The organism is Bacillus sp. FSL R5-0434 (genome assembly GCF_038004745.1).
Lineage (GTDB): Bacteria > Bacillota > Bacilli > Bacillales > Bacillaceae > Bacillus > Bacillus halotolerans.
The window spans coordinates 821,741-838,072 of sequence record NZ_JBBORV010000001.1; the positions used below are offsets into that span (position 1 = coordinate 821,741).

General features: G+C 45.9%; 10 protein-coding genes. 7 read left to right on the forward strand and 3 right to left on the reverse strand.

Features of this window, described 5'->3' with window-relative positions; genetic code table 11:
- Positions 1–33 precede the first annotated feature (33 nt).
- On the reverse strand, positions 34–783 hold the full coding sequence (gene map, locus NYE43_RS04185; protein WP_024120572.1) for a type I methionyl aminopeptidase: 750 nt from the start codon (positions 781–783) through the stop codon (positions 34–36).
- Positions 784–952: 169 nt separating this feature from the next.
- On the opposite strand from map, the gene nagE reads away from it, so the two are divergent.
- The gene (nagE, locus tag NYE43_RS04190; protein ID WP_024120573.1) at positions 953–2,311 is read left to right on the forward strand and encodes an N-acetylglucosamine-specific PTS transporter subunit IIBC; all 1,359 of its coding nucleotides are present in this window, start codon (positions 953–955) and stop codon (positions 2,309–2,311) included.
- Between the two features lie 34 nt (positions 2,312–2,345).
- Here nagE and ltaS read toward each other — a convergent pair whose 3' ends face one another.
- Entirely contained in the window at positions 2,346–4,292 is a 1,947-nt protein-coding gene (ltaS, locus tag NYE43_RS04195; protein ID WP_024120574.1) for a lipoteichoic acid synthase, read from the reverse strand.
- 255 nt (positions 4,293–4,547) lie between these two features.
- Between ltaS and NYE43_RS04200 the strand changes: the two genes are divergently transcribed.
- From NYE43_RS04200 to NYE43_RS04225, 6 genes are all read left to right on the forward strand, one after another.
- A complete protein-coding gene (locus NYE43_RS04200; RefSeq protein WP_059291655.1) occupies positions 4,548–4,940 on the forward strand; it encodes a DnaJ family domain-containing protein in 393 nt (130 codons plus the stop codon).
- A gap of 135 nt (positions 4,941–5,075) precedes the next feature.
- Positions 5,076–6,491, forward strand: coding sequence for an alanine/glycine:cation symporter family protein (locus NYE43_RS04205; RefSeq protein ID WP_024120576.1), 1,416 nt, complete (start codon positions 5,076–5,078; stop codon positions 6,489–6,491).
- A gap of 675 nt (positions 6,492–7,166) precedes the next feature.
- Positions 7,167–8,579, forward strand: a complete 1,413-nt coding sequence (gene treP / locus NYE43_RS04210) for a PTS system trehalose-specific EIIBC component (RefSeq protein ID WP_059353393.1) — start codon at positions 7,167–7,169, stop codon at positions 8,577–8,579.
- A gap of 73 nt (positions 8,580–8,652) precedes the next feature.
- Positions 8,653–10,341, forward strand: coding sequence for an alpha,alpha-phosphotrehalase (gene treC / locus NYE43_RS04215; protein ID WP_341061029.1), 1,689 nt, complete (start codon positions 8,653–8,655; stop codon positions 10,339–10,341).
- A 20-nt stretch (positions 10,342–10,361) separates the two neighbouring features.
- A complete protein-coding gene (treR, locus tag NYE43_RS04220; protein ID WP_024120578.1) occupies positions 10,362–11,078 on the forward strand; it encodes a trehalose operon repressor in 717 nt (238 codons plus the stop codon).
- Between the two features lie 138 nt (positions 11,079–11,216).
- On the forward strand, positions 11,217–11,882 hold the full coding sequence (locus NYE43_RS04225; RefSeq protein ID WP_038954167.1) for an NAD(P)H-dependent oxidoreductase: 666 nt from the start codon (positions 11,217–11,219) through the stop codon (positions 11,880–11,882).
- A 33-nt stretch (positions 11,883–11,915) separates the two neighbouring features.
- Here NYE43_RS04225 and NYE43_RS04230 read toward each other — a convergent pair whose 3' ends face one another.
- On the reverse strand, positions 11,916–16,292 hold the full coding sequence (locus tag NYE43_RS04230) for a multifunctional 2',3'-cyclic-nucleotide 2'-phosphodiesterase/3'-nucleotidase/5'-nucleotidase (protein ID WP_341061032.1): 4,377 nt from the start codon (positions 16,290–16,292) through the stop codon (positions 11,916–11,918).
- Between the last annotated feature and the right edge of the window lie 40 nt (positions 16,293–16,332).

Consider the following 16,332-nt stretch of genomic DNA (forward strand, 5'->3'; position numbering starts at 1 on the left):
AATAGGAGGAGGCTAAACATACGAAATGTGTTTTTACAGCTTTGTCAGGATAATCGGCTCGTCTTTGGTGATGACGATGGTGTGCTCAACTTGGGCGACCATGCTTTTATCCGGCGTCTTAAAGGTCCAGCCGTCTCCAGCTTCGACGATGGTTTCCGCTTTTGTGGAAATGAATGGTTCAAGTGCGATCACTGTGCCGTTTTTGAAAAGCGCGTTATCAAATGGATCATAATAGTTCATGATGTGGTTCGGCGCTTCGTGAAGGCTTCTGCCGATTCCGTGGCCGGTCAGGGTTTTAATGACGGTAAATCCTTTAGAACGTGCTTCATGATAAACGGCTCTCCCGATCTGATTTTGGCGCTTGCCGGCTTTTGCCTGCTGCAGCCCTTTTTGGAAGGCATCCTCTGCGCATTGGCATAGCTTGTGAAGACGTTCTTCTCCTTCACCGAGGACAAACGAGATGCCTGTATCGGAGTAGAAACCGCCGAATTCAGCAGAGATATCAATGTTCACAAGATCTCCGGCTTTTAAAATAGTGGATGTGCTTGGAATACCATGCGCCACTTCATCATTTACGCTGATGCATGTAACACCAGGAAAGTCGTATTCTTTTTGCGGAGCCGAAACAGCGCCATGCTCGTCAAGCACCGCTTTTCCGATAAGGTCAAGGTCTTTTGTACTCATGCCGGGCTCTGCTTTCCGTTTCATTTCTTCACGCGCCAGCGCTACGATTCGGCCGATTTTTTTCAGGCCTTCTAATTCTTGATCGTTTGTTACAATCATCTGTCATTCCCGCTTTCTTTTTAAATAATCTAGTTTAAGCTTACCACAATTGGCTCTAGAATAGGAAACACGCGAACCTGGGAAAAAAGAAATATGCCGGGGAAATTGGTATAGATCACTAGATATCTTGTATGGTATATTTTTAAAAAAGGGTAAGAGGGGGATGGGTATGCTTTCATTTTTACAAAAGCTTGGAAAGTCATTTATGCTCCCGATTGCGGTTTTGCCTGCAGTCGGGATTATCCTTGCACTTGGCAGGGAGGATTTATTCGATATCCCGTTTGTTTATCAAGCGGGAACTGCTGTTTTTGATCACCTGCCGCTTATATTTGCGATTGGGATTGCCATCGGCATTTCAAAGGACAGCAATGGGGCCGCGGGTTTATCTGGGGCGATTTCGTATCTGATGCTCGACGCGGCAACAAAATCGATTAATGAAGCAAACAACATGGCGGTATTTGGGGGAATTATTGCCGGTTTAATTGCGGGTTACACCTATAACCGCTTTAAGGATACAAAACTGCCGGAATATCTCGGATTCTTCAGCGGCAGACGGCTTGTGCCGATTGTCACCGCTATTTTTACAATCATTTTAGCAGGAATATTCGGTTCGATATGGCCGCCGATTCAATCGGGAATTAACGCGTTTGGGGAGTGGATGCTTGGGCTTGGCGGAATCGGCGCGGGCATATTCGGCTTATTCAACAGGCTGTTAATTCCGCTCGGTCTTCACCACGTGCTCAATAATATTTTCTGGTTCCAATTCGGCGAATATAACGGAGTGACAGGTGATTTGGCGCGCTTTTTCGCTAAAGACCCGACAGCGGGCACATACATGACGGGATTCTTCCCGATTATGATGTTCGGCCTTCCGGCGGCATGTCTGGCAATGATTGTGACTGCCAAGCCGTCAAAACGAAAAGCAACGGCCGGAATGATGATCGGTTTTGCGTTGACTGCGTTTATCACAGGGATTACGGAGCCAATTGAGTTTGCGTTTATGTTTTTATCTCCGCTGTTATACGCTGTGCATGCAGTCTTAACCGGACTGTCGTTATTCATCGTTAATTTGCTCGGCATACGCTCTGGATTTTCTTTTTCAGCCGGTGCGATCGATTATCTTTTGAGCTACGGTATTGCAGAAAAGCCGCTGCTGCTGCTTCTGGTAGGTATATGCTATGCGGCTGTATACTTTGTCGTGTTTTACGTCTTAATTAAGACGTTGAATTTGAAAACGCCGGGACGTGAGGATGATGACTTGGATGAAGTGCTGGACGAGAACACAGCACAGTCTGTCAATGAAAACATCATGCTGAAGGGGCTTGGCGGAAAAGAAAACCTGCAGACGATTGATCACTGTGCGACAAGGCTGAGACTGACAGTGAAAGATACGTCTTTAGTAAATGAAGCGTTATTAAAGAAAGCAGGCGCAAAAGGAGTCGTCAAATCGGGCGGGCAATCAGTACAAGTCATTATTGGCCCGAATGTAGAGTTTGCGGCAGAGGAATTACGTGCTGCAGTGAAATAAAAAAAGCAGAGAGGCCAGCCTCTCTGCTTTTTTCTTATTTATCTTCGTCTTCTGTTGACGTCTCTGAATCCTCGCCGTGTTTTGTGTAATCATAATCGGAAGGGTTCACCTTTGTAAAACCTTTCGGGTTGTAGAAACGCAGCAGGTCTCCGTTTATGATTTTATCGGACATTTCGAGTTCCTTCTTGACGAGTGAGTCTTCTGACTTGTCGATCTCAGATTCATCAAGCTGTTTCCCGGTTTTTGTGTCATAGTACTTGCCGGATATTTTCGTGTACTTCGGTGATATAAAGTCTCCGTTGCGGAACGGAATTACTTCACGGTGTTCTTTAGATAAAATATCAGAACCGGACATCAAGTAGTCTTTCGTATCCACTCCGAGCAAATGCAGAAGGGTTGGAGCCACATCGACGTCTCCGGCATATTTATGAACTTTTTCGCCCTTCACGCCGGCAGCGTGGATAAAGAGCGGCACCCGCTGAAGCTGGGCGTTGTCATAATCGGTAATTTCATCTTTGCCAAGCACTTTCGCCATCGCGTTATTGTGGTTTTCAGAGATGCCGTAGTGGTCTCCGTACATCACGATAACCGATTTATCATATAACCCGTCTTTTTTCAGGTCATTGAAAAATTGTTCAATGGACTGATCAAGGTAATGGGCTGACTGGAAGTAGTTGTTGACGACAGAGTCGCCAAAGTCTCCAGCCGGGAAGTCAGTATCCCCCTCATCCATTCCGAATGGGAAGTGGTTAGACAGGGTAATGAACTTCGTATAGAACGGCTGCGGCAGGCTTTCTAACAGCGGCATTGATTCTTTAAAGAACGGTTTATCTTTCATGCCGTAGTTTTTCGTGTTTTCTTCGTTCATGTCATAGTAAGCAGAATCGAAGAACTTATCAATGCCTTCCGCTTTGTACATTTCGTTTCGGTTCCAGAACGTCTGCGTATTCCCGTGGAACGTAGCAGATGTGTAATCTTTAGATTTCAAAATCGCCGGAACGGATTGAAGCGTGTTTTGCGCTTTGTTCACGAAAACGGAACCTTGAGCCAGCGGGTACAGAGAGTTTTCCATCATAAATTCTGCATCCGATGTTTTACCTTGTCCTGTTTGGTGGAAAAAGTTATCAAAGTAGAACGTTTCGTTATCGTGCGCCAGTTTATTTAAGAACGGTGTCACTTCTTTGCCATCAATTTTATAGTCGATGATAAAGGACTGTAAAGATTCAAGTGAAACGTAAATGACGTTTTTTCCTTCCGCTTTGCCGAAATACACATTGTTCGGCACATCGTAATTGGCTTTCATGTAGTTCTCAACTTCCGTTACGTCGCTTGAATCGGCAAGTGCGCGCTGGCTGTTGGATTTGACATTCTGCACAGCGTCATAAATCGTGAAATTGTATGTTCCTAAATATTTGACAAGATAGTTTCGGTCAAATGATCTCGTCAGCAATTCAGGACGGTCTGACTCCGCAACTGCCAGGTTGATTAAGAAAACGAGAATCGAAGACGCAAGAACGATTCGGAATGATTTTTTGTTAGACGTATCGGCAGGCTTGTTCACTTTAATCGCTAAGATAATCAGAATGATCGTATCGATAAAGTAAAAGGCGTCAGTCGGTCTCATCAGCGAAAATGCGCTGTCACCGAGTTGGCCGCCGTTTGTTTTAGCCTGCATAATGACCGGAATCGTAATAAAATCATTGAAGAATCGGTAATACACAATGTTTGCGTACAGTAAAAAAGACATTAAAAAATGAATCACTATGATGGCTGTCTGCTGTAATTTTTTCTTGAACAAAAGTCCAAATCCAAGAAAGAATAAGCTTGAGCTGAGCGGATTCACAAAAAGCAATATTTTCTGGATCGTGTTGTCTATTCCTAAATTGAAGTTCAGGACATAACCGACATACGTCTTTACCCATAACAGGACGACCGCAATTAAGAAGAAGGCCAGTCCTCTTTCTTTTATAAATGTTTTCATTGTTACACTCCTTTTTTCCGATCACAGTTCGAGCGAAACGATAGAAAAAACGAACGTATCCAATATAACACGAATCAGCGGATTAGAAAAGTGAAAATCGTCCGATGGAAAAAGTGGCGAAAAACGCCGTCGAATCAACGTTTTCTTAGGAATTTGCCAGATGTAAAAGCAGGTTTATTACTGTAAATAAAGGAATAATATGGTTTGTGACAGCTGTATGATAAAATATGTTCATTAATGAAAAGAGGTGGGACGATGGATTATTCTCATATTGTGTCTGAAGATAAGATTAAACGCGCCATCAAAGACGGAGAATTTGACAACCTGCCGGGAATGGGAAAACCGCTGCCAAAGGATGATGCGGCCCACTTGCCGGAATCCCTGCGGATGGGCTACCGAATGTTAAAAAATGCAGGGATGGCTGAGGATGAGGGTGCACTTAAAAAAGAGCTTATGACTCTCAACCATTTAATCTCCAAGTGCTATGACGAAAAGGAACGTGAGCAATTAGTAAGAAAAAAATCAGAAAAGCAGCTGATGCTCGATAAGCTTGCCGACAAAAAAGGCATGTTTTCCAAACCAGCGTCATCGTTTTATAAGAATCAAGTATATGAGCGGCTGGGGCGAAACAGACCTTCTTCCACTTAGTTTTCCTTGTCAGGCGATGTTTTTTAGCCGTCCAGCTTCCTTTCTTCCTCAATTTGACTTAGTTCTGTCTGCCCTAAAAGGTTTATGTTTTTCCATCTGTGGGGAATTGACCCATAAACGGGAAAGGGTGATGGGATGCAACAACTATTAGAATGGGTAGAGCGTATATCTGATTGGCTGTGGGGGCCGCCGCTAATTATCTTACTGACGGGGACGGGATTGTACTTCACCATTTTGCTGAAGTTTTTTCAATTTCGCTATCCTTTATATATTTTGAAGCAGACGATCGGCAGCGTAGGAAAAAAGCCAAAGGGAGAGGGGACAGTTACGCCGCTTCAGGCATTGACATCAGCCCTCAGTTCGACGATTGGGGCGGCGAACATTGTCGGAGTGCCTGCGGCTATCATGTTTGGCGGTCCCGGGGCTGTTTTTTGGATGTGGCTGGTTGCCTTATTTGCTATGGCAATTAAGTTTTCAGAAAGTGTGCTTGCGGTTCATTACAGAGAAAAAAATGAGCAGGGTGAATTTGTCGGGGGACCGATGTATTACATAACAAAAGGGCTGCGCATGAAATGGCTCGGCGTGTTTTTTTCTGTTGCACTGATCGTAGAGCTGATTCCAAGCATAATGGTTCAGGGGAATTCAGTTTCAGTCTCTCTTGCCGAAACGTTTTCTTTCAATAAAATATACGCCGGAATCGGCATCGCGTTTTTGATTGGTTTAGTTGTAATTGGCGGGGTTAAGCGGATCGGAAAAGTAACAGAGTTTGTCGTGCCTCTCATGGCAGGTGCATACGCGGGAGCCGGTCTCCTGATTGTTCTTATGAATCTTTCATCTGTTCCGGCGTTTTTCTCTCTCATATTTTCGAATGCGTTTACTTCTTCTTCGGCAGCAGGAGGATTTGCAGGCGCTGCCTTGGCTGAAACCATCCGCTGGGGGTTTGCCCGCGGCCTGTATTCTAATGAAGCCGGGATGGGAACCGCCCCGATTGCACATGCGGCGGCAATGACTGACCACCCTGTAAGACAAGGCTTCTGGTCTGTGATCGGCATTGTCATTGATACCTTGATCATCTGCACCACCACGGCATTTGTCGTCCTTGCATCCGGTGTCTGGACAGGAAAGAACGCCTCAAGTGACCCAGCAGCACTGACTACGGCTGCCTTTCATCATTATTTCGGATCTGGCGGAGGGTACTTCGTTTCGATTTCTCTCGTCTTTTTTGTTGTCTCGACCATTATGGTTGTCATATTTTACGGCGTAAAACAAGCTGAATTTCTATTCGGACGGCTGTCGGGACATGTCATTAAATTCGTTTATTTAGCGGCTATTATCATAGGTGCCGCCGGCGGAGCAAAAGCCATCTGGGGCTTTCTGGACTTAGCGTTAGTTTTTATTCTCGTTCCGAATGTGATTGCGCTGTTATTATTGAGCAAGAAGGTAAAAGCGCTGTATACCGAATTTTTCACATCTGAACAGTATTACCTGAAAGATAGAAGAAAAACGAAACAGAGTGCTGTTTACCAGACAAAAGAAGCTGAAAACTCTTAGGGTTTTTGGAACTCAACATCGTCAGCAAGATCGCATCACCACATTAATGAGCGTTATTGACTCTGAGGCTTTCTGTAAAGCCTCTCTTGAACCTCTGATGGCGGACTCGGCGATCGGTTCTTCAATGCTTCTCCTTTAGCCGCCTTTCATTTTTACAATCAGGCATTTTGACGTCGACAAAATAATAGTTTCAAACTCGTCTCTGCCAATACACTGGAAATAGACAGCGTATTGGCAGAGATTCTTCGTCTTTCTCTATTTCATCCTTCAGATGCCGCAAAAAGGAAGGAGGGCGTGATCCTGAATAGATTCAGATTTTACGATTCCTTCGATATATATAACAAATCCGCACAGTCCATTTCCGAAGTCAAACCCTTTAAACACGATATCTCTGAGCAGCTTTCTGTTAATAGTGTTTTCCTTGAGATAGGAGAAATCGGCCCTTCCTTGTTGGCCTCGAGCTCACGGAGGAACTTGCAGGGCATTCTCGTGTTTATTCATAGGGTTCACCTCTCAAAACATTTGCTAGCTTTTTAGAGTAACCTTTCTGTTAAGCCATTCTATGACTTTACGAATAGTATGAAAGCGCTATAAAAAGTTGTTGACTACATGTATATACAGGAATACAATATAAACATAAGTTGTATATACAAGTTATCAAACGGAGGGGTTGGCATGGGGGAACTGAACAGATCAGCACGGCAAATTGTTGAAGCAGTCGGCGGTGCTGAAAATATTGCAGCGGCAACTCATTGTGTAACACGTTTACGCTTTGCGTTAATAGATGAAAGCAAGGTTGACCAAGAGGTGCTGGATCAAATCGATGTTGTAAAGGGATCGTTTTCGACAAACGGGCAGTTTCAGGTTGTGATCGGCCAGGGAACAGTCAACAAAGTATATGCGGAACTGGTCAAGGAAACGGGGATTGGCGAGTCAACAAAGGATGACGTGAAGAAGGCCTCAGAAAAAAATATGAATCCTTTGCAGCGTGCTGTGAAAACGCTTGCAGATATCTTTATTCCGATTTTGCCGGCGATTGTCACGGCGGGTCTCTTAATGGGGATCAACAATATCTTAACGGCGCAGGGGATTTTCTTCAGTACAAAATCGATTGTGCAGGTGTACCCGCAGTGGGCGGATCTTGCCAATATGATCAATTTAATCGCAGGCACGGCCTTTACGTTCCTGCCAGCGCTGATCGGCTGGTCGGCGGTGAAGCGGTTTGGCGGCAATCCGCTCCTCGGCATTGTGCTCGGCGTTATGCTCGTGCATCCTGATTTACTGAATGCGTGGGGGTATGGCGCCGCGGAACAAAGCGGAGAGATCCCCGTATGGAATCTTTTCGGCCTTGAAGTGCAGAAGGTCGGCTACCAAGGGCAGGTGCTCCCGATTTTACTCGCTTCGTATTTGCTTGCCAAGATTGAATTGTTTTTGACGAAACGGACGCCCGAGGGAATACAGCTTTTAGTCGTCGCGCCGATTACCCTGCTCGTGACGGGTTTTGCGTCCTTTATCATTATCGGTCCGGTCACATTTGCGATCGGGAATGTGTTAACTTCGGGGCTTATCTCGGTGTTCGGCTCATTTGCCGCGCTGGGCGGGCTGCTGTACGGCGGCTTATACTCAGCGCTGGTGATTACCGGAATGCATCATACGTTTTTGGCAGTTGATCTGCAGCTGATCGGCTCTAAGCTCGGAGGCACATTTTTATGGCCGATGCTGGCGCTTTCAAATATCGCCCAAGGATCAGCGGCGCTGGCGATGATGTTTATCGTAAAGGATGAGAAACAAAAAGGCCTTTCCTTAACATCAGGCATTTCCGCTTATCTGGGCATTACAGAGCCTGCCATATTCGGGGTGAACCTTCGCTACAGATTTCCTTTTATCATTGCGATGATCAGCTCAGGGCTGGCCGGGATGTATATCTCATCTCAAGGCGTTTTGGCAAGCTCCGTCGGTGTTGGCGGCGTGCCCGGCATTTTCTCGATTATGAGCCAGTACTGGGGCGCATTCGCAATTGGAATGGCGATTGTCTTAATTGTTCCGTTTGCCGGAACATACGCTTATGCGCGACTGAAACGTAAATAACAAAGGGGAGCGGGACGTGTTATTGACGGTCCCTTTTTCCCTTTTTCATTAAAAAAGACGGTGGTGGAGACAGATGACAACAGAACAAACACCATGGTGGAAAAAAGCCGTGGTTTATCAAATTTATCCGAAAAGCTTTAAAGATACGACGGGTAGCGGCATTGGCGATTTGAATGGAATTATTGAAAAGCTTGATTACTTACAAACGCTTCAGGTTGATGTTCTTTGGCTAACGCCGATTTACGACTCGCCGCAGCATGATAATGGGTATGATATTCGGGATTACTTCACGATTTATCAAGAGTACGGCACAATGGAAGATTTTGAACGCTTATTAGCTGAAGCGCACAAAAGAGGCTTAAAAGTCGTCATGGATCTAGTGGTCAATCATACGTCAACTGAGCACAAATGGTTTAGAGAGGCGATTTCTTCAAAAGACAGCCCATACCGTGATTTTTATATATGGAAAAACCCGAACAAAGACGGCACAGCCCCGACAAACTGGGAATCGAAATTCGGCGGATCGGCATGGAAGCTTGACGAAGCTTCAGGCCAATATTATCTGCACCTGTTTGATGTCACACAGGCTGATTTGAATTGGGAAAATGAAGAGGTCAGAAAGCATGTCTATGAGATGATGCATTTTTGGTTTGAAAAAGGAATTGATGGCTTCAGGCTTGATGTCATTAATCTGATTTCAAAAGACCAGCGCTTTCCGAATGCGGAAGACGGCGATGATGGCCGTACCTTTTACACTGACGGGCCGCGGGTGCATGAATTTCTGCATGAAATGAACGAAAAGGTGTTTTCACATTATGACAGCATGACGGTCGGTGAGATGTCTTCTACATCGATTGACCATTGCATCCGTTATACAAATCCGGGCAACGAAGAGCTTGATATGACGTTTAACTTCCATCATCTCAAGGTCGATTATCCAAACGGAGAAAAATGGGCCTTGGCTCCGTTCGATTTTCTGAAGCTGAAGGAGATCTTATCCGTGTGGCAGACGGAGATGCAGGCGGGAGGGGGCTGGAACGCTTTGTTCTGGTGCAATCACGATCAGCCGCGCATTGTATCGAGATATGGAAATGACGGTCCATATCGGGTGAAATCAGCAAAAATGCTTGCGACGGCCATTCATATGATGCAGGGCACGCCTTATATTTATCAGGGGGAAGAGCTCGGCATGACCAATCCGAAGTTTACCGGCATCAGCTCCTATCGGGATGTCGAGTCGCTGAACATGTATCACGCCTTCAAGAAAAAAGGCATGGCGGAGAAAGAGATTTTAGCCATTTTACAGGAAAAATCCCGTGACAATTCCAGAACACCCGTCCAGTGGGATGATACGCCGAATGCCGGATTTACAACAGGCACGCCATGGATACCGGCCGCCGGCAATTACCGGGAGATCAATGCCGAGGCGGCGCTGAAGGACAAACACTCGGTCTTTTATCACTACCGGAAGCTGATCCAGATCCGAAAAACCTATGACATTGTCACAGAGGGAACGTATGAACTGATCGCAAAGGATGATCCGAACGTTTTTGCGTATATGAGACATGGCGAAAATGAGAAGCTGCTCATCATCAATAATTTTTACGGGACGGAGGCAGCCTTTACACTGCCGGACACGCTGAAGCCCGGCGAGTGGAAGGCAGAGGTGCTTCTGACAAACGATGAAGAGAGAGAAGAACTGAAGAATATGACGCTCCGACCGTACGAGTCCATTGTTTATCATTTAACAAAACCGTGCTAAACTAAGCTGGGTGGTCATAAATGAAGGTGAATAAATTTATCACAATCTATAAAGACATCGCACAGCAAATTGAAGACGGCCGATGGAAGGCGGAGGAGATTCTTCCGTCTGAACATGAATTGACCGCACAGTACGGCACATCAAGAGAAACGGTTCGAAAGGCGCTTCACATGCTGGCTCAAAATGGATATATCCAGAAAATCAGGGGGAAAGGCTCCGTGATTCTCAACCGTGAAAAAATGCAGTTTCCGGTCTCTGGGCTTGTCAGCTTCAAGGAACTGGCGCAAACTTTGGGGAAAGAAACGAAAACAGCCGTTCACAAATTCGGGCTGGTGCCCCCGTCAGATCTGATCCAAAAACAGCTTCGGGCACAGCCGGATGATGACATATGGGAAGTGATCAGGTCAAGAAAGATTGACGGGGAGCATGTCATTTTGGACAAGGACTACTTTTTCAGAAAGCATGTGCCTCACCTGACGAAAGAAATTTGCGAAAACTCCATTTATGAATATATTGAAGGAGAGCTTGGTCTTTCGATAAGTTACGCGCAGAAAGAAATTGTGGCCGAGCCGTGTACGGATGAGGACAGGGAATTGCTTGATTTACGCGGCTATGACCATATGGTGGTTGTGAGAAACTATGTCTTTTTAGAGGATACAAGTCTCTTTCAATATACGGAAAGCAGACACCGTCTGGACAAATTCAGGTTTGTCGATTTTGCGCGACGGGGAAAATAAAGAGCGCCTGCCTGCGGCAGAGCGCTTTTTTCTCTTGGTATCAAAATTGATACTATCATACAAAAATGTGCGTACTTTTACTTTTTATGAGAATGGCTACAATAGAAGTGAGAGTAACCAAAAGGAGAGGTGCTTAACATGGCAGATGTAAAGAAACAAATTCTGGACGCATACAATTTCAGACATGCGACAAAGGAATTTGACCCGAATAAAAAAGTATCAGACAGCGATTTTGAATTTATTTTAGAAACAGGAAGACTGTCTCCAAGTTCACTCGGCCTTGAGCCTTGGAAATTCGTTGTTGTCCAAAATCCCGAATTCCGCGAAAAGCTTCGCGAATACACATGGGGCGCGCAAAAGCAGCTTCCGACAGCAAGCCATTTCGTCCTGATTCTGGCGCGTACAGCGAAGGATATGAAATATAATGCGGACTACATCAAACGTCATTTAAAAGAAGTAAAACAAATGCCGCAAGACGTGTATGAAGGCTATCTCAGCAAAACAGAGGAGTTCCAGAAGCACGATTTGCATTTGCTTGAAAGCGACAGAACCCTGTTTGACTGGGCATCCAAACAAACCTATATTGCGCTTGGCAACATGATGACAGCCGCTGCGCAAATCGGCGTTGATTCCTGCCCTGTGGAAGGCTTCCAATATGATGAAATTCATCGCATCCTTGAAGAGGAAGGCCTTCTGGAAAACGGAAGCTTTGATATTTCTGTTATGGTGGCGTTCGGCTACCGTGTGCGAGACCCTCGTCCGAAAACAAGATCTGCTGTTGAAGATGTTGTGAAGTGGGTATAAAAAAGAAAGCTGCTCGATAACGAGCAGCTTTTTTTATGCTTCATTCGCTCTGTTCTGTTTTCTTCGCTGATGCAAATATAATGCTGTTCCGAGTGCGCTGATCAGAAATCCGACCAGCAGGATGGAATACATGGAGGTGGCTGTGTCAGGAAGCAAGCCGCCAGCCGGTCCATCGGTTCCCGATCCGCCCGATCCATTTGTTGGTTCAGTGCCGGGAGGTGTTTGATCGCCGCCTTTGCCATCATTCGGCTGCTTTCCGCCTGGATTGTCGGACCCTCCGCCATTCTTGCCGTCGTCATCGCCGCCTGTCGGCTGATCGGACGGGAACGCCGGCGGTTTATCGTGAGCACCGGAATTTAAGATCGTGTATTCGCTGAAGTGGTTTGTGTATCCTGTTACAATATCATCGTCAACTGATCCCTTTTCTGTCTTTGTAAAAGTTTTCTTTTTCCGGTCGACATGGTAAATGGCAGGGTTGTGAGCTTCTTCAATATCAAACATCCGAAGCGATAGCTCAACCGGTTCCTTGAATGATTTCACTTCTTTTCCTTTTTGCTTCACTGTAAAGTCATATACATTTGATAGGGAGACGTTTAATTCTCCCTTAGATTTGATTCCGATTTCAGTGTTCGCGGTTTTGATGTTCGCCATTGGAAGCTTCATGCTGTACCAGTAGTTGAACACCGTCAGGGAAGGATCTAATTCTCTATCCTTCAATAGCTTGACCTGGTCTTTTTTCATTTTTAGATTGATTGGTTTCTCTTGTGATCCTTCAGACGTTTCATAATAGACAAACGGCTTGTTGGCGTTTTTGGCATAAATCGCAAATTTGTCTTCATCGAGTGTCCAGCTGCCATCCTTCTGCTTTGTCGGCAGGAATACTTCTTTGATCCGTCCTTCCATTTTAGGAGAGACCTTGTCACCAAGCTTTTTCAGCTGCTCGGTGAAAATCTCATAATCTACGTAGCCGAGGTCTTCACCATGAGAAGCTTCCGTAAAGACAGAGTATCCGTCTCCACCGCCGCCGACAAAATTATTTGTTGCGACGCGGTAGGTATCATCTGTATTCAGATCAACTTTGTCTCCGTTAGGCGATTCGAATTTCACGTCTAAAACACGGTGTCCAGGTTCGTTGTTTAATGTAAAGGTATATTCGATTCCAGCCACCTGAGGGAAGGCCCCGCCTCCGTTCTCCACATTGCTTAAGCCTTGTTCAAGAGCTTCTTTGATTTGTTTTCCGGTCAAATCAGCCACGTAAAGCGTGTTGCCGAACGGCATTACGTTCAGTACTTCGCCAAGTGTGATCTTGCCTTTGTCAATGCCGGCTCTGATGCCGCCGCCATTTGTAATCGCAATGTTGGCGCCGGATGCTTCTTTCGCTTTTGCAAGCATGCCGTCCGCGATGAAGTTTCCGAGATTGGTTTCCTTCGTGCGCACATGCTCACGCTGGCCGTCAAGGGCTACATCCGTGTAGCCGACTTTTTCATTTTTGACGTCCTCTAATTCTTTTTTGAACTGATCGAGCTCTTCTTTTACTTCCGCGTTTTCTTCAGTATTCTCATCAATCGGCAGTGCGCTTAGATTTGATTTGTCTGTTTGAACGACGCCGTCATCATCAAATGCGACATCGACACGCCCTAAGAATTGGCCGTATTCTTTTGCCTGCGCCACGATTGTCGGTTCGTCGTTTTCCACGACCTCCATTTTGTCCACGAGAGTGTGGGTGTGTCCGCCGATGATCAAGTCAATGCCCTTCACTTTTTTGGCTAGCTCAAGATCGCGGTTATGCCCAATGTGGGTGAGCGCGATAATTTTGTTTACTTTTTCTTCTTCCTGAATCGTTTTCACGGTGTTCTGCGCAGTTTTAAATGCGTCGTTAAATACAATGCTTTTGCCCGGGCTTGATGTTGTGGCTGTGTCTTCTGTTGTCAGTCCGAACACGGCCACTTTCTCGCCGTCAACGTCTAACAGAATGTACGGATGGATGCCCGGCTCTTTCTTTTCTCCCGCAGTAAAGGTCTGCGGCTTTTTGACATATGATTTTAGCTTAGGTTCATTTGATACATCCACATTCGCGCTGACGATTGGGAAATCAGGCGCTTCAAAGTGATAGCGATTCGCCGGATCGACAGTTGTGCTGTTCCCGCTGAGAAAATCAGAAAGAACGGACGGACCTTTATCAAATTCGTGGTTTCCGAAGGTCATGGCGTCATAACCCATCATGTTCATCAGTTTCAGGTCGGCTAAACCGTTCCATTTCGTGAAATACAGGTCGCCGGAAAACACATCTCCCGCGTCAAGCAGGATGTTGTGGTCTGTTTCGTTTCTTACTTCGCTGATTTTCGTCATTCGTCTGGCTGCGTCATCAAGGTGCGCATGCGTATCATTTGTATGCATGACGGTAAGATCCCATAATCCGCCTTCAGGAGGATCGGTATCTGAACCGTCGTCAAATTGAAGCTTGTACACGCCATAGCCTTCATTTGAAGAATGTCTCACATAAGCGACATCATCGGCTTTGTCCGCAAAAGGCTTGGCTAAAAGCGAAGATTCAAACGTCAAATTCGTGCCGGAAACCGGTGCAATCGACCAGTTGTTATCGGCTTTTGGATTTAATGTATTCTGTTCAATAATGTAATCCATCAGTACCTGTCTGTTTTCAACTGCGGAGCCGTGGACAATCTTATCACTCGTCAGATGAGGGAAACCGCCGCCGCCGGAGGCCCGGTAATTATTCGTGACTACGAGAAATTCCTGGCTCGGGCTGATCGGTTTGCCTTCATAGGAAAGGTTGATGATCCGGCTTGAATCCGCGTTAATCACTTTTCCGTTTTCGTTGTATTTAGCCGGTTTTGTGACATCGACCTGATAGGTGACGCCGTCAATCACGTCAAAGTTGTAGGAGCGGAAATTCTCATTCAGCAAGGCCTGATCGCCGCCTTTTGACGGATCGATATGATTAAATTGGCCAGCTGACATGTCGAGCCAGTCCTTCACCTCGCTACCGGTCAGCTTCACGATCTGGAGGGTATTATCGTACAGATACAAGTCTCCGACGTTTTTAATCGCAAGATCCCCGGCCGGAATGTTTGTATAGTAATTGGCTCCGTTTCTGCCGCCGGCTTTAAACGGCGCGCCTGCTGACAAAATCGGAAGATCTTTATACTCGGTATCCTTCATTTCATTTTCTGCGTACCATTTTTGCGCATCTGTCACAATTTGAATAGAAGGGTCGTCCTTGACTTGTGCAAAGAAGCTGTTAATGTCGGCTTCTGTTTTTCCGACAGGCTTTCTGACATATTCCAGCGTGTTTTGATGTGTTTGCTGAATGGCTTTTGTGACGGCTTCTTTTCTGGATGTGACGCTGCCGGAAATTGATTCGATGCTGCCCTTGGAATCTGCGACCTTCCACGAGCCGTCTGTTTTTTCAAGCTTGAGGTCAATGACGCCTAAGTATTTGCCCCAGCTGCTTGGCATGACGACCGGAATGCCGTTAATGGTTCCTTTTTCAACATCGAACTGAGCGGCACCCGCATATTCTGCGGAAGGGAAGAGTCCGTGCTGATGGCCCGAGACAATCGCATCAATGCCCTTTGTTTTCGTGGCCAGGTCAAAAACGGCGTTTTCTGCACCTGACGATTGCGCCTGCTTTTCAATACCAGTGTGGGCAAGGGCAATAATGACATCCGCGCCTTCTGCCTTCATTTTCGGAATCGTTTCATTGGCAGATTCGACGATATCCTGCACCTGAACCTGTCCTTCGAGATTCTTTTTGTCCCAGGTCATGATTTGCGGCGGAACAAAACCTATGTAGCCTACTTTGATCTTCTGTTCGTTTCCGTTTTCATCTGTGACTGTTTTCTCGTTAATTGCATACGGCGTATAACGGTGTTCACCGCCAGTTGTTTTAACATTGGCGTTTACAATCGGGAAATCGGCTCCTTTTATCGTACCGTCAAGAAAGTCGAGCCCGTAATTGAATTCATGATTGCCAAGTGTTCCTGCGTCATACTTCAGCGCGTTCATGACGCTGATAATCGGGTGGGTTTTTGCACCGGAGATAATGTTGTCTTTTTCGTATTTCACTGCGTATTCGCCCAGCGGATTTCCTTGAATCAAGTCACCGTTATCCACGAGCAGGCTGTTTGGGTTCTCCTGGCGGTGCTTTTGGATCAGCTGTGCCGTTCTGGCAAGCCCGAATTCTGTCGTTTCTTTGTCGCTATAGTAATCGTAATCCATCATGTTGGCATGAATATCAGTTGTAGCCAAAATACTGAGATTCACTTGAGGAGCCATGTTTTCTTCTGCATGAACGGGCGGTGTTGGGAGGATTAGGCTAAGTATCATAATTGGGGGCAGCAGAATACGGAGAATGTTACTGACGTCTTTTCGTCTTTTCTGTATTCTCACCAGTTCTCCACCTTTCAACGAAATTTGTGTTACTGGTTCT

Excerpts from the sequence above, each read along its gene's own strand:
- map (WP_024120572.1), bottom strand. The coding sequence starts at position 783 with ATGATTGTAACAAACGATCAAGAATTAGAAGGCCTGAAAAAAATCGGC.
- nagE (WP_024120573.1), top strand. The coding sequence starts at position 953 with ATGCTTTCATTTTTACAAAAGCTTGGAAAGTCATTTATGCTCCCGATT.
- ltaS (WP_024120574.1), bottom strand. The coding sequence starts at position 4,292 with ATGAAAACATTTATAAAAGAAAGAGGACTGGCCTTCTTCTTAATTGCG.
- NYE43_RS04200 (WP_059291655.1), top strand. The coding sequence starts at position 4,548 with ATGGATTATTCTCATATTGTGTCTGAAGATAAGATTAAACGCGCCATC.
- NYE43_RS04205 (WP_024120576.1), top strand. The coding sequence starts at position 5,076 with ATGCAACAACTATTAGAATGGGTAGAGCGTATATCTGATTGGCTGTGG.
- treP (WP_059353393.1), top strand. The coding sequence starts at position 7,167 with ATGGGGGAACTGAACAGATCAGCACGGCAAATTGTTGAAGCAGTCGGC.
- treC (WP_341061029.1), top strand. The coding sequence starts at position 8,653 with ATGACAACAGAACAAACACCATGGTGGAAAAAAGCCGTGGTTTATCAA.
- treR (WP_024120578.1), top strand. The coding sequence starts at position 10,362 with ATGAAGGTGAATAAATTTATCACAATCTATAAAGACATCGCACAGCAA.
- NYE43_RS04225 (WP_038954167.1), top strand. The coding sequence starts at position 11,217 with ATGGCAGATGTAAAGAAACAAATTCTGGACGCATACAATTTCAGACAT.